Consider the following 13,712-nt stretch of genomic DNA (forward strand, 5'->3'; position numbering starts at 1 on the left):
CGCACCCAGTTCGCCTTGCAGAAGAACGTTGCGGCCGATGAGGAAGCGCTGAGCCAGACCTAGTCGCTGAACTCGGTGCCCCCGCCCCGAGCGCCTCGGAAAGTCGTCTCATCACGTTTCGTTTAATGGGGACTGATGACGACTTGATTGACTCTGACGAGCTCCAACGAGTCAACTGGGCCCGGGCAGTACCGCACGCCCCATTCGAACTGCTCCACGCCACGCCGGCACGCGCCCGTGGCCTGACAGTACGCTTGGGTCACCAGGCCCCAGAGGCGCTGAGGCGCTGAGGAGGCACCATGTTCAAGCCATCTCGATCAATCACCACGGCCATGCCGTCGGATCTCGCTATCTCGCGCGCTACGGCCCGTCGCCCGCTTGAAGAGGTTGCAGCCGACATGGGCATCGGTCCACACCTGCTGGAACCGTACGGAAGTGCGGCGTCGAAGATCTCCCTCGATGCGATCGATGAGCTCCGTGACCGTCCACGGGCCAAGTATGTCGTCGTCACCGCAATCACGCCGACTCCACTCGGGTCGGGCAAGACGACCACCGCGGTCGGGCTCGGTCAGGGCTTCCGGCACATCGCCAAGCTCGGGATCGTCGCGATACGGCAGCCGTCGATGGGGCCGACGTTCGGCATCAAGGGCGGAGCCGCTGGTGGCGGCTACGCTCAGGTGGTCCCGATGGAGGCACTGAACCTGCACCTGACCGGCGACACGCACGCCGTTACCGCGGCCCACAATCTATTGTCGGCGATGATCGGCAACCACATCCACAAGGGAAACCGTCTCGGGTTCGACCCCCATGAGATCACCTGGCGACGTGTCCTCGACGTCAACGATCGCGAGCTGCGCACCATCATCACCGGGCTCGGCGGTCCTGACGACGGCAATCCGTTCCAATCCGGTTTCGACATCTCCGCAGCCAGCGAGGTGATGGCGTTGTTGTCGCTGTGCACGTCGTTGCGGGATCTCCGGGAACGGATGGGAAGAATCGTCGTCGGCTACAACCGCAGCGGCGAACCGGTGACCGCCGAGATGCTCAAGGCGGCCGGCGCCATGACCGCGATACTCAAGGACGCCATCAAGCCGAACCTGATGCAGACCGTGGAGCAGACTCCAGTGCTCGTCCACAGCGGTCCGTTCGGGAACATCGCCACCGGTAACTCCTCGGTCGTCGCCGATCTGATCGGCATCCATGCCGGCGACTACCTCATCACCGAGGCGGGGTTCGGTGCAGACATCGGCGCGGAAAAGTTCTTCAATATCAAGTGCCGTGCCTCCGGGCTGGCGCCGGATGCCGCCGTCATCGTCGCGACCGTGCGTGACCTGAAAACTCACTCGAACAAGTACCGGGTCGTCGCCGGCCGACCGCTGCCACCGGAGATGCTCGCCGAGAATCCCGACGACGTCATCGCCGGGGCAGCGAACCTGCGCCGGCAGATCGCCAACATCCGACGGCACGGAGTGACGCCGGTCATTGCGGTGAACGCTTTCCCCACCGACTACGACAGTGAGCATCAGGCGATCATGGACGTCGCGGCAGAGGAAGGTGTGCGCGCCGCGATCAGCTACCACTTCACCGAAGGCGGCAGGGGTGCGGTCGAGCTGGCCGAGGCGGTTGCGGAGGCCTGCGCTGAACCGTCGAGCTTCCACCGGCTCTATCCCGACGAACTTCCCTTGGTCGACAAGATCGATGTGATCGCGCGCGAGATGTACGGCGCCGACGGCTTGGACCTCTCGCCTCTGGCCGCTCGGCAACTCGACAAGTACGAGCGGGCAGGCTTCGGCAGCCTGCCGGTGTGCATCGCCAAGACACACCTGTCCCTGTCGGCCGACCCCAAAATCAAGGGAGCACCCACCGGGTGGCGACTGCCGGTGCGTGAGGTGCGTGCGTCGATCGGGGCCGGGTTCATCTATCCCATCTGCGGCGACATGCGCACCATGCCTGGTCTCTCGTCCGCACCGGCAGCCGAACGCATCGACATCGACGACAACGGCGAGATCGTCGGGTTGTCCTGATCGACGGACCCGGCCGGGCTGCCGGAGACTACCTCGATCGTCCCCGGCGTGAGCTGCTCATGCGCCCTACCCCAATCTGACGCGCCCAAAACCGTGCGGAACCGGCCAAATCGCGGCGGCACCTCGAGAATCGTTCCCGCGAACACACCCAACAACATCAGAAATCAGAAATCGCTCCTGAGAATCCTCAGGAGCGATTTCTTTTTGTTTCGACCAGACCGTTTCGTGAAGATTTTCGCGAACGACCCTTTGGTCGGGCTGACAGGATTTGAACCTGCGACCCCTTGACCCCCAGTCAAGTGCGCTACCAAGCTGCGCCACAGCCCGCCGCTCCCACCGACAGTTTCAAGGAACAAAACCTGCAGGAGACAACTCCGATAGCTTACCGCTTTCACGGGGTGCTCGCGCACCGCCGGCGTCCCACAATTCTGTCATTGACGCCTCGAACCGAAGGCGCAGACGTGGAATGTCGGGCGCCGCGGCACCAGAGCATGCGGAACGGCCGTCACGGCCGACACCGCCGACGAGGGCACCGGCCCGGACGAGGCCGACGCGGAACCCGAACTGGAGCCGTCCACCACGCGCTGAGGCTGCCCGCACCGGCGGGCGGAAAGCGGCAAAGGAGTTCCGGCACAAAACCCCCGCACGGGCCCGCGAGGTTGTACTTTGAAGGCGTGCCGAACCGTGAGATCACCATCGCATCCGTTGACAAGGTGCCGTGGGACCACGTGCGCACCGTTTTCGGCAACCGCGGCGACCCGCACCGGTGCTGGTGCCAGTTCTTCAAGCTGCCCAGCAAGGCGTGGGAGACCGCGGAGCCCGATCAGTGCGAGCAGCTGCTGCTGGAACAGGTGCGCGCCAACGGTCCCCCACCGGGCGTGATCGCCTACCAAGGCGACGAACCGGTCGGCTGGTGCGCGGTCGAACCGCGGCCCAACTACCCGCGGCTGCTGCGGGCGAAGGTGGTCACAGGGGGCAGCCGACAGGATACCGAGGACGCGTCGGTCTGGACGGTCACCTGCTTCGTCGTGCGGGTCGGGTATCGCCGGCACGGGATCGCGGCGGACCTGTTGGCCGGCGCGATCGAGCAAGCCCGCCGGCTCGGCGCCCGGGTGATCGAGGGCTACCCGGTGGACGCGGCTGAGCGGCCGAAGGCACCGGCGGCGGAGTTGTACCACGGGACCGTGTCGCTGTTTCTGGGCGCCGGGTTCGAGGTTGTGGCGCGGCCGACGGGCGATCGGGCGGTGGTTGAGCTGGTGTTGTAGGGGTGGAGCGGTGGAGCGGGGTCGACAGGCTCGACCGTCGAGAGGGTCGAGAGGGTCGAGCCGAGCGGAGATCGAGCCCGTCGAGCGGAGATCGAGCCCGTCGAGATCCCCTGGCCTCGACGGGCTCGACCACCGCGGTGGCCGGCGAGCTAGGCGGGGGCGCCCGCCATGCTCGTTGCGATCGTGCGCATGGCCGAGGTGTCGGCCAGGGTTGCGACATCGCCGATGTCACGCCCCTCGGCCACATCCCGCAGCAGTCGGCGCATGATCTTTCCCGACCGGGTCTTCGGCAGCTCCGGCACTATCAGGAGGCGCTTCGGCCTGGCGATCGGCCCGATCTCGGCGACGACGTGAGCCATCAGTACCTTGGCCACATCGTTGTTATCGAGGGTGTCGTCGTCGTTCCGGTCGCGGAGGATGACGAACGCCACGATGGCCTGGCCGGTCGTCGCATCCGCGGCGCCCACCACCGCGGCCTCCGCCACCATCGGGTGGGAGACCAGAGCAGACTCCACCTCCACCGTGGAGATGCGGTGGCCCGAGATGTTCATCACGTCGTCGACCCGGCCGAGCAGCCAGATGTCACCGTGCTCGTCGTACTTCGCCCCATCCCCGGCGAAGTAGAAGCCCTGCGCCTTGAACCGATCCCAGTAGACCTCCTGCGCGCGATCCGGCTCACCCCAGATGCCGCGGGACATCGCCGGCCACGGCTTGTCGATGACCAGATAGCCGCCCCCTCCGGATTCCACTGCGTCCCCGTGGTCGTCGACGACCCGCACCGAGATCCCGGGCAGCGCCTGGTGTGCCGAGCCCGGCTTCGTTGCCGTGACGCCGGGCAGCGGCGAGATCATGATCGCGCCGGTTTCCGTCTGCCACCACGTGTCGACAATCGGCGTCGTCGACCGGCCGATGTGCGTGTGGTACCACATCCACGCCTCCGGGTTGATCGGCTCCCCCACACTGCCGAGCAGTCGCACCGACTCGAGGTTGTATCCCCGCGGGATGTGTTCGCCCCACTTCATGAAGGTGCGGATGAGCGTCGGGGCGATGTAATAGATGGTCACGCCGTACTTCTCGATGATCTCGAAGTGTCGTCCCTCGTGCGGCGTGTTCGGTGTGCCCTCATAGATCACCTGGGTCGCGCGGTTGGCGAGCGGCCCGTAGACGATGTAACTGTGCCCGGTGATCCAACCCACGTCGGCCCCGCACCAGTAGACGTCAGTGTCCGGCTTGAGGTCGAACACGGCCTGGTGCGTGTATGCGACCTGGGTGAGATAGCCCCCCGAGGTGTGCAGGATCCCCTTGGGTTTGCCGGTCGTGCCCGACGTGTACAGAATGAACAACGGATGCTCCGAATCGAAGGATTCGGGCTCGTGCTCCGGCGACTGGGAGCTGACGAGGTCGTGCCACCAGGCATCCCGCCCTTCCTGCATCGCGACGGGCTCCCCCACCCGGCGCACCACAATCACCTTTTCCACGGTCTCGGCGCCCATGAGCGCCTCATCCACATTCGCCTTCATCGGCGCGCCCGCACCTCGCCGGTACTGGCCGTCCGAGGTGATGACGACTCGTGCCGCAGCGTCGTCCACCCTGGCGCGCAGCGCCGCCGGCGAGAATCCGCCGAAGACGACACTGTGCACCAGGCCGAGCCGGGCGCAGGCGAGCATTGAGACGACGGCCTCCGGGATCATCGGCAACTGGATGACGACCCGGTCGCCCGCGACCAGCCCGAGCGAACTCAGCGCGTTCGCCGCTCGGCAGACCTCGTCGGTGAGCTGCGAGTAGGTGATGTCGCGGGTGTCGCCCGGCTCGCCCACCCAGTGCAGCGCCACCTGGTCGCCGTGGCCGGCGAGAACGTGCCGGTCGAGGCAGTTGTAGGCGACGTTGAGCTTGCCACCGGTGAACCAGCGGGCGTTCGGGGGATTCGACCAGTCGAGCACCTCATCCCACGGGCGGGTCCAGTCGAGCTTCTCGGCCTGGGTGGCCCAGAAGTGCTCGCTGTCCCGGTCGGCGTGCTCGTAGTGCGACGCGTCGGCGTTGGCCTGGGCCTGGAACTGCTCGGTCGGCGCGAAGACGCGCGCGACATCCGGACCGGTGTGGGTCACTGTCTCCCTGCTCATCAGTGCACCACCGCCTCCTTCTCGGCGCCAACGCCGGTGAGCGAACGCACCTCCATCTCGGCCTGCTTGGCCACGTCGCGCGGCACCTTGTCCAGAACAGTGCCGAGCCAGCCCAGGATGAACGCCAGCGGGATCGAAATCAGGCCGGGGTTGCTGAGCGGGAAAATGGCGAAGTTCGCGCCGGGGATCATCGACGTTGCCGTGCCGGAGACGACCGGCGACAGCGCGATCAGGAGAATGGCCGAGATCAACCCGCCATACATGCTCCACACTGCGCCCTGGGTGCTGAACTTCTTCCAGAACAGCGAGTAGAGGATGGTCGGCAGGTTGGCCGAGGCCGCGACGGCGAAGGCCAGGGCCACCAAGAATGCCACGTTCTGGCCGTTCGCGCCGATGCCGCCGAGGATCGCGACGATGCCGATGATGACTACGGTGCGCCGTGCCACCTTGACCTCATCCTCCGGGCGGGCCTTGCCCTTCTTCACAACGCTGGCGTAGATGTCGTGGGCGAAGGATGCCGCGGCGGTGATGGTGAGGCCGGCCACAACGGCCAGGATGGTCGCGAACGCGACCGCGGAAATCAGGCCGAGCAGTACGGGACCGCCGAGCTCGAAGGCCAGCAGTGGAGCCGCGGAGTTGACGCCGCCCGGGGAGGCCATGATCCGGTCCGCACCGATGAGTGCCGCAGCGCCGTAGCCCAGCACGAGGGTGAAGATGTAGAACCCGCCGATGAGCCAGATCGCCCAGACCACCGAGCGACGGGCTTCCTTGGCCGTCGGAACGGTGTAAAAGCGCATCAGCACGTGCGGCAGGGCCGCGGTGCCGAGAACCAGGGCCAGGGCGAGGGAGATGAAGTCGAGCTGGGTGACGTCGGTCAGGCCGTATTTGAGGCCGGGGTTCAGAATCTCCGGGTTGCCCGCGGTCTTCACGGCGTGGTCGAGCAGGGTGGAGAGGTTGAACCCGTGCAGCGCGAGCACCCAGACGGTCATCACGGCGGCGCCGGCGATGAGAAGGCAGGCCTTGATGATCTGCACCCAGGTGGTTCCCTTCATGCCGCCGATGAGCACGTAGACGATCATCAGGGCACCGACGATGGTGATCACGACGGACTGGCCGAGCTTGTCGGTGATCCCGAGCAGCAGCGAGACGAGCCCGCCGGCACCGGCCATCTGGGCCAGGAGGTAGAAGAAGCAGACGACCAGGGTGGTGATCGCGGCCGCGATCCGAACCGGACGCTGTTTCAGACGGAAGGAGAGCACATCCGCCATCGTGTACTTGCCCGTGTTGCGCAGGAGCTCAGCCACCAGCAGCAGCGCGACGAGCCACGCGACGAGGAAACCGATGGAGTACATGAATCCGTCGTAGCCGGTGATGGCGATGGCTCCGACGATGCCGAGGAACGAGGCCGCGGAAAGGTAGTCGCCGGCGATAGCGGTGCCGTTCTGGCCGCCGGTGAACGAGCGGCCGGCCGCGTAGTAGTCGGCCGCCGTCTTGTTGTTGCGGCTGGCGCGGAGAACGATGATCAGCGTGATGGCGACGAACGCGCCGAAGATGCTGATGTTCAGGATCGGGTCACCCGGGGTTGCCGCAGCGGTTGCGAGGTGAATGTTCACTTGGACTCCTTCTGGTCAGCGGTGTCATTGGCAACTCCGAGCGGGCCCTCGATCTCGTGACGGATGCCTGCGGCGATCGGGTCGAGCCTGCGGCCCGCGTAGCTGACGTACCAGGTCGTGATCGCGAAGGTGCTGACGATCTGCGCCAGGCCGAGCAGCAGGCCAACGTTGACACTGCCGAAGACCTTGATCGACATGAAGTCGTGGGCGTAACCCGCGAGGAGCACGTAGGCGAAGTACCAGAGCAGGAATGCAATGGCCACCGGGAAGACGAAACTGCGATGGCGTTTGCGCAGCTCCTGAAACTCGTCTGATACCTGCACTCGGTGGAAGGTTGCCGCGGGGATTACCGCGTCCACTTCCTCTTCCAGGGCGACATTGCCCATGATTTTCTCCTCATCATTGATAGAGCGTTCATGCGCACCGTTGGTTCTGGTGCGGTGCCGATCACTCTCCCCCACGCCATGGGCTTCGGCGACCTCCTGGCCCGGCTCCGTCGCCCAGCGGCGGTCACCCTGCGCCGAACGGCGGATTGTCCCGGAGCGCGCCGGTTAGTGTTAGCACCATGCCCGAGTCACCGTTGCTCGCCGTGGTCGTCATTGGCGTCGTCGTCATCACCCTGACGATCGCCGTCGTCGGCGCCGTGGGGTTCAAGCTGCTCCGCTCGTGGCGGGAGCTCGGCACGGACGCCGAGCAGGCAACGTACACGACGCTGCACTCCGCGTCCCTGGCCGGCAAGCACCTGCGCAACGGGCTTGAACCCGCCGGCGCCGCAAAGGCCGGGCGGCATCTGCGCGGCCTGCTCGGCTGCGAGGCCCTGGCCATCACGGATGTCTCCGGCCTGCTCTCCTGGGACGGTGCCGGGGACGAGCACCGGGGCGGGGCCATCGATCTGGCCGGGAAGGTGCTGTCCACCGGTCGAACCCAGGTGTTCCGAGAGGCGGTGCCTCACGACACCAAGCTGAAGGAGGCCGTCGCGGCGCCGATCCGTTCCGGCTCTCACATCGTGGGCTCGGTTGTCGCGTACGCGCCCCGGGTCAAGCCGGGTCTCGTGCGCGCGACCGGCGAAGTGGCGGACTGGGTGGCCGCCCAGGTGGAGCTGGCCGAGCTCCAGTCCTCGCGAACGCTCCTGATGGAGGCCGAGGTGCGCGCCCTGCGGGCACAGATCAGCCCGCACTTCATCTACAACTCCCTCAACGCCATCGCCTCGTTCATCAACACCGACCCGGCCAAGGCCCGCGACCTGGTGCTGGAGTTCGCTGACTTCACCCGGTACTCGTTCCGCCGGCACGGGGATTTCACCACCGTCGCCGAGGAACTGGGCTGTATCGAGCACTACCTGAAGCTTGAACGGGCACGCTTCGGCGACCGGTTGCAGGTCACCCTGGCCATCGCGCCGGAGGTGCTCAGCACCGTGATCCCCTTTCTCAGTCTGCAGCCCCTGGTCGAAAACGCCGTGCGCCACGGCCTCGACGAGAAGGAGGGCGTCGGCCGCATCGCCATCACGGCACAGGATGCCGGCTCGTTCGTGACGGTGACGATCGAGGACGACGGTGTGGGGATCGAGCCGGAGCACCTGCGCTCGGTGCTCGCCGGTCACAGCGACCGCGACCACGTGGGCTTGCGCAACGTCGACTCGCGGCTGCGCCAGGTCTATGGCGACGACCACGGCCTGGTGATCGACACGGCACCCGGGGCGGGCACCCTGATCACACTGAGAGTGCCCAAATCACAACCCAGACCCGACCTCGGTTCGTGAGCGGCGGGCCTTGTGACTGCGTGCCTTTCGGCTGAGAGACTGGCGCCATGATCACTGTGCTCATCGCCGATGACGAGCTCCCTGCTCTCGACGAGCTTGCATTCCTGCTCGGCCGGGACGAGCGGGTCGGCACCATTCACCGCGCCTCGTCGGGCTCTGAGGCCCTGCGCATCCTCGATAGCGAACGGGTGGATGCGCTCTTTCTCGACATCCACATGCCGGGGCTGTCCGGTCTCGACATCGCCCATTTCGTGTCTCGATCCGCCGGTTCCCCGGCCGTGGTCTTCGTCACCGCCGACGAGGACCATGCCGTTAAGGCCTTCGAACTGGCCGCCGTCGACTATCTGCTCAAGCCCGTGCGCGCCGAACGGCTCGCCAAGTCAGTGGCCAGGGTGATTGACACGCTGGCGATGGCCGAGAGCACCCCGCCGACGCTCATCACCGTGGATCTCGGTGGTCTGAAGAAGATGATCCGCCGCGACGAGGTTCGCTACGTGCAGGCCCAGGGTGACTACGCCCGGTTGCACACCGACGAATCGAGCTACCTCATCCGGGTTCCACTCGCCGACCTGGAGAAACAGTGGGCGGACGCCGGCTTCCTGCGCATCCACCGCTCCTATCTGGTGTCGATGTCGCACATCGCCCAGGCGAAACTGGGTGCTGCACGACCGACCATCGTCACCAATGGCGCGGAACTGCCGGTCAGCCGGCGGCACCTGCCGGCCCTCCGGGAAAAACTCGAGACCACCAGAATCCGGCCGTCGACATGACGCACGAGGATCCGGCCGGGTCGGGACAACACCCACCGACCCCACCGCGTCGGATCAGGGTCACGGCTCCCATTGTCCGGGCCCGGCGTGCGCCCGGCCAGCCGGTGGCCCGGGAGATTGCGGAGCAGTCCGAGGTGGGCCAGGTCTACGTGCGATCCCTGATCCGCTCACAGTTGCGGCTCGCGGTGGTCGTCGCCGTCGGTTTCCTCCTGATTCTGCTGGCGTTCCCCCTGCTCATCGCCTACGTGCCTGGCCTGGAACAGGCCGAGTTCCTGGGGGTACCCTTCTCCTGGCTGGCGCTCGGCGTCGGGGTGTACCCGATCATCCTGCTGAGCGCCTGGTTGCACGTGCGCGCCGCGGCCCGGAATGAGGCCAGGTACCTCGACCTGGTGAATGACGCGTGAACGCCTGGGTAGGGTACGCGGCCCTGATCGGGCTCTTCACCGTGACGGCGGGGATCGGTTTCTACGGCCTCCGGATCTCGCGGACCACCGAGGACTTCTACGTGGCCTCACGCACGGTGCGGCCGTGGTGGAACGCCTCGGCCATCGGCGGCGAGTACCTCTCGGCAGCCAGCTTCCTCGGCGTTGCCGGGCTGATCCTCATCTCCGGGTCGGATGCGCTCTGGTTCCCGATCGGCTACACGGCCGGCTACCTGATGCTGCTTCTGTTCGTGGCGGCGCCGCTGCGCCGATCGGGCGCGTACACGATCCCCGACTTCACGGAGGCGAGGCTGGAGTCGGTGGCGGCGCGGCGGGTGACCAGCGTGCTGGTGGTGATGGTGGGCTGGTTCTACATCGTCCCGCAACTGCACGGCGCCGCGCTGACCATGAGCATCGCCACCGGGTTGCCGTCGTGGGTCGGCTCCGTGGCGGTCGCCGTCGTCGTCTGCGTCACCGTGGTGACGGGAGGGATGAGGTCGATCACCTTCGTCCAGGCATTCCAGTTCTGGCTCAAGTTCACGGCGATCGCCCTGCCCATCGTTTTCATTCTGATCATCATGGGCAACTCGGGACTCTCGGTTCCGGCCCTGGCCGAGCCGTTCGCCGTCGACCCGGCCGGCCTGCCCGCGGCCGGCGCGTACCGGGACATCTCGCTGGTCGTCGCCCTGCTGTTCGGCACGCTGGGCCTGCCACACGTTCTGGTGCGCTTCTACACGAACCCGGACGGTCCCTCCGCCCGGCGCACGACCCTGATCGTGATCGGGCTCCTCTCGGTCTTCTACCTGTTCCCGACCGTGTACGGCGTTCTCGGCCGTGCGTTCACCCCGGACATCGCCACCGGCGGCACACCGGATGCGTTGGTGTTGCTCCTCCCCGGCCGACTGGTCCCCGGGCTGGCCGGGGACGTCCTCACCGCCCTCGTCATCGCCGGGGCCTTCGCCGCATTCCTCTCGACCACCTCGGGTCTTGTCGTCTCGATTGCCGGGGTGATCAGCCAGGATGTGCTCGGCGGGAGGGTGCGCGGCTTCCGGGTGGCCGCCGTCTTCTCCACCGTGGTGCCGCTCGGCGTCGCTCTGCTCACCGAGTCCATGCAGTTGGCCGGGAGCGTCGGCCTGGTCTTCGCCTTCACGGCTTCGACGATCTGCCCACTGTTGCTGCTCGGCATCTGGTGGCGCGGCCTGACCGACGCCGGTGCGATCGCCGGGATGCTCGCCGGCGCTGCGCTCTGCGGCGGTGCCATCGCGGCCGGCCGGGCGCTTGGCCCTCTGGCCGGGCCGTTCCGGGAGCTGTTGGCGCAACCCGCGGCCTGGACGGTGCCGGCGGCCTTCACCGTGATGGTGGGTGTCTCGCTACTGACCCGGGGCAGGCGACCGGCCGGCATCACGAGAATCATGACCCGGCTGCACGCGCCCGAGCGCCCCCTGTCGGCCCCCAACCGCTGACCGGGTCACGACGAGCTCGACCACCGACGCGAAACGCGCGCGCCCCGAGGGACACGCGCGTTTCTGCCGCAACCGCTCAGCGCTTGCGCTTCTCGCGCACGCGCATGCTGATGTTGATCGGGCTTCCGACGAAGCCGTAGGTCTCCCGCAGGCGACGCTGGATGAACCGGCGGTAGCCCGGGTCGAGGAACCCGGTGGTGAAGATGACGAAGGTCGGCGGGCGGCTGGACGCCTGGGTGCCGAACAGGATGCGCGGCTGCTTGCCGCTGCGCACGGGGTGCGGGTGCTCGGCGGCGAGTTCGGCGAGGAACGCGTTGAACTTGCCGGTGGCGATGCGGGTGTCCCACGCTTCGAGGGCGGTCTCCAGCGCCGGAACGAGCTTCTCCATGTGACGGCCGGTCTTGGCCGAGATGTTCACGCGCGGGGCCCAGGCCACGTGGGCAAGGTCCTGCTCGATCTCACGCTCCAGGTAGCGGCGACGGTCGTCGTCGATCTGGTCCCACTTGTTGAACGCGAGCACGAGGGCGCGGCCGGATTCGAGCACGAGGTCGATCACGCGCACGTCCTGCTCGCTGATGACCTCGGTCACGTCGATGAGCACGACGGCGACCTCGGCCTTTTCGAGGGCGGCACTGGTGCGCAACGAGGCATAGAAGTCCGCGCCCTGGGAGAGATGCACGCGGCGACGGATGCCGGCGGTGTCGACGAAGCGCCACACCCTGCCGCCGAGCTCGACCTGCTCGTCGACCGGGTCGCGCGTGGTGCCGGCAAGCTCGTTGACAACAACACGCTCCTCACCGACGACCTTGTTCAGCAGGCTGGACTTGCCCACGTTCGGACGCCCGAGGATGGCCACGCGGCGCGGGCCGCCGACCTCCCGCTTGGCGACGGCGGAGATTTCGGGAAGCTCTTCGAGGATCGCGTCGAGCAGGTCGGCGACGCCGCGACCGTGCAGCGCGGAGACCGGCCACGGCTGGCCGAGGCCGAGCGCCCACAGGCTCGCGGCTTCGGGCTCCTGGCGGATGTCGTCGACCTTGTTGGCGACGAGGAAGACGGGACGGCCGGCCTTGCGCAGCAGGCGCACGACGGCCTCGTCGGTGGAGGTCGGGCCGACGTTCGCGTCGACGACGAACATGACCACGTCGCAGAGTTCGATGGCCAGTTCGGCCTGGGCGGCGACGGACGCGTCGATGCCCTTGGCGTCGGGTTCCCAGCCGCCGGTGTCGACGAGGCTGAACTTGCGTTCGTGCCATTCGCCCTTGTAGGTGACGCGGTCGCGGGTGACACCGGGAGTGTCCTCCACGACGGCTTCACGGCGGCCGAGGATGCGATTCACCAGTGCGGACTTGCCCACGTTTGGGCGGCCGACGATTGCGATCACCGGCAGGGCCGGCAGGTACTGGATGGCGTCGGGGTCGTCCGTCACCGAGTCGAGAACGTCGAAGTCCTCGTCGTCGAGCTCGTACTCGTTGAGCCCGGTGCGGAGGGCGGCGGCGCGCTGCGTCACCAGATCTTCATCGAGGCCGTCCAGTCGCGAGACCAGTTCTGTGTCGATGGCAGGGATCGTGTCGTCGAAGTCGTTGTTATTCATGCGAGTTCCTCGCGGCGTGTATTGATGACATCGAGGACCGCGTCAATGGTCTGTTCGAGGTCGAGATGGGTGGAGTCGACGGTGATGACACCGTCTGCGGCGCTCATGAATTCGACTACCTGGGAGTCAGCGCGATCCCTCGATCGCAGTTGTTCTGCCACGGCTTCAGCCGATTGGGTCGATATTTCCGCAGAGCGCCTGGCCATTCTAGCCTCCTCGGAGGCGGTAAGCAGAATGCGCACCTCCGCTTCTGGTGCCACGACTGTGGTGATGTCCCGGCCTTCGACCACAACACCGGTGCGCGGGGAGCCCGCGGCGATGGTGCGGAAGAGACTGGTGAGGTAGCTGCGCACCTCGGGGATGCGGGCGATATCGCTCACCGCGGCCGACACCTCCGGCTCCCGGATCGCGTCGGTGACGACCGTGTCGCCCACCTGCACGTAGTACCGGTCGGGTTCGATGCCGATCGAGTAGTCGAAGCCGGCCAGCGCGGCCAGGACCGCCTGCGCGTCGGCCGGGTCGATCTTCTTCGAGAGTACGAACCAGGCGAGGGCCCGGTAGGCGGCGCCGGTGTCGAGGTAGTCGAAGCCGAGGCGTCGGGCGACGGCGCGGCTGACGCTGGACTTGCCGCTGCCGGCCGGCCCGTCGATCGCGACGAGGTGGGGGCGGGAATGACGTCCCATAG

General features: G+C 67.0%; 11 protein-coding genes and 1 tRNA gene. 6 read left to right on the forward strand and 6 right to left on the reverse strand.

Annotated elements, in window-relative coordinates; translation table 11 throughout:
- Positions 1 to 299 precede the first annotated feature (299 nt).
- Positions 300 to 2,024: a formate--tetrahydrofolate ligase gene (locus E3O19_RS12915; RefSeq protein ID WP_198413908.1), complete on the forward strand. Its 1,725-nt coding sequence runs from the start codon at positions 300 to 302 to the stop codon at positions 2,022 to 2,024.
- Positions 2,025 to 2,274: 250 nt separating this feature from the next.
- Here the strand turns inward: E3O19_RS12915 and E3O19_RS12920 are convergent.
- A tRNA-Pro gene (locus E3O19_RS12920) sits at positions 2,275 to 2,351 on the reverse strand.
- 347 nt (positions 2,352 to 2,698) lie between these two features.
- Between E3O19_RS12920 and E3O19_RS12925 the strand changes: the two genes are divergently transcribed.
- Entirely contained in the window at positions 2,699 to 3,289 is a 591-nt protein-coding gene (locus E3O19_RS12925; RefSeq protein WP_166804569.1) for a GNAT family N-acetyltransferase, read from the forward strand.
- A gap of 149 nt (positions 3,290 to 3,438) precedes the next feature.
- On the opposite strand, the gene acs is transcribed toward E3O19_RS12925, so the two are convergent.
- Genes acs through E3O19_RS12940 form a run of 3 tightly spaced genes read right to left on the reverse strand, consistent with a single transcriptional unit; the run spans position 3,439 to position 7,408 of the window.
- A complete protein-coding gene (acs, locus tag E3O19_RS12930) occupies positions 3,439 to 5,409 on the reverse strand; it encodes an acetate--CoA ligase (protein WP_134568218.1) in 1,971 nt (656 codons plus the stop codon).
- Positions 5,409 to 7,022 (reverse strand): solute symporter family protein, encoded by a 1,614-nt coding sequence (locus tag E3O19_RS12935; RefSeq protein WP_134568220.1) that lies wholly within the window; start codon positions 7,020 to 7,022, stop codon positions 5,409 to 5,411. The genes acs and E3O19_RS12935 overlap by 1 nt, the downstream gene beginning before the upstream one ends.
- A complete protein-coding gene (locus tag E3O19_RS12940) occupies positions 7,019 to 7,408 on the reverse strand; it encodes a DUF485 domain-containing protein (RefSeq protein ID WP_134568221.1) in 390 nt (129 codons plus the stop codon). Before E3O19_RS12940 ends, E3O19_RS12935 begins: the two co-directional genes overlap by 4 nt.
- Before the next feature lie 179 nt (positions 7,409 to 7,587).
- Between E3O19_RS12940 and E3O19_RS12945 the strand changes: the two genes are divergently transcribed.
- The 4 genes from E3O19_RS12945 to E3O19_RS12960 are packed head-to-tail and all read left to right on the forward strand — an operon-like array spanning position 7,588 to position 11,436.
- On the forward strand, positions 7,588 to 8,781 hold the full coding sequence (locus tag E3O19_RS12945) for a sensor histidine kinase (RefSeq protein ID WP_134568223.1): 1,194 nt from the start codon (positions 7,588 to 7,590) through the stop codon (positions 8,779 to 8,781).
- A gap of 47 nt (positions 8,782 to 8,828) precedes the next feature.
- On the forward strand, positions 8,829 to 9,551 hold the full coding sequence (locus E3O19_RS12950; protein WP_134568225.1) for a LytR/AlgR family response regulator transcription factor: 723 nt from the start codon (positions 8,829 to 8,831) through the stop codon (positions 9,549 to 9,551).
- Positions 9,548 to 9,955 carry a hypothetical protein gene (locus E3O19_RS12955; protein ID WP_134568227.1) on the forward strand — a complete coding sequence of 136 codons (408 nt, stop codon included), beginning with the start codon at positions 9,548 to 9,550 and terminating at the stop codon, positions 9,953 to 9,955. Before E3O19_RS12950 ends, E3O19_RS12955 begins: the two co-directional genes overlap by 4 nt.
- Positions 9,952 to 11,436 (forward strand): sodium/solute symporter, encoded by a 1,485-nt coding sequence (locus E3O19_RS12960; protein WP_134568229.1) that lies wholly within the window; start codon positions 9,952 to 9,954, stop codon positions 11,434 to 11,436. Before E3O19_RS12955 ends, E3O19_RS12960 begins: the two co-directional genes overlap by 4 nt.
- 76 nt (positions 11,437 to 11,512) lie before the next feature.
- Here the strand turns inward: E3O19_RS12960 and der are convergent, their stop codons facing one another.
- Both der and cmk read right to left on the reverse strand, forming a co-directional pair.
- Positions 11,513 to 13,027, reverse strand: coding sequence for a ribosome biogenesis GTPase Der (der, locus tag E3O19_RS12965; protein WP_134568231.1), 1,515 nt, complete (start codon positions 13,025 to 13,027; stop codon positions 11,513 to 11,515).
- Positions 13,024 to 13,710, reverse strand: coding sequence for a (d)CMP kinase (cmk, locus tag E3O19_RS12970; RefSeq protein WP_134568233.1), 687 nt, complete (start codon positions 13,708 to 13,710; stop codon positions 13,024 to 13,026). The genes der and cmk overlap by 4 nt, the downstream gene beginning before the upstream one ends.
- Between the last annotated feature and the right edge of the window lie 2 nt (positions 13,711 to 13,712).

It is taken from the genome of Cryobacterium algoritolerans, from assembly GCF_004402785.1.
In the GTDB taxonomy this organism is placed as follows: Bacteria; Actinomycetota; Actinomycetes; order Actinomycetales; family Microbacteriaceae; genus Cryobacterium; species Cryobacterium algoritolerans.

Bases quoted from the DNA above. Each gene is read 5' to 3' on its own strand.
- der (WP_134568231.1), bottom strand. From the start codon at position 13,027: ATGAATAACAACGACTTCGACGACACGATCCCTGCCATCGACACAGAA.
- E3O19_RS12950 (WP_134568225.1), top strand. From the start codon at position 8,829: ATGATCACTGTGCTCATCGCCGATGACGAGCTCCCTGCTCTCGACGAG.
- E3O19_RS12940 (WP_134568221.1), bottom strand. From the start codon at position 7,408: ATGGGCAATGTCGCCCTGGAAGAGGAAGTGGACGCGGTAATCCCCGCG.
- E3O19_RS12915 (WP_198413908.1), top strand. From the start codon at position 300: ATGTTCAAGCCATCTCGATCAATCACCACGGCCATGCCGTCGGATCTC.
- cmk (WP_134568233.1), bottom strand. From the start codon at position 13,710: ATGGGACGTCATTCCCGCCCCCACCTCGTCGCGATCGACGGGCCGGCC.
- E3O19_RS12945 (WP_134568223.1), top strand. From the start codon at position 7,588: ATGCCCGAGTCACCGTTGCTCGCCGTGGTCGTCATTGGCGTCGTCGTC.
- E3O19_RS12955 (WP_134568227.1), top strand. From the start codon at position 9,548: ATGACGCACGAGGATCCGGCCGGGTCGGGACAACACCCACCGACCCCA.
- acs (WP_134568218.1), bottom strand. From the start codon at position 5,409: ATGAGCAGGGAGACAGTGACCCACACCGGTCCGGATGTCGCGCGCGTC.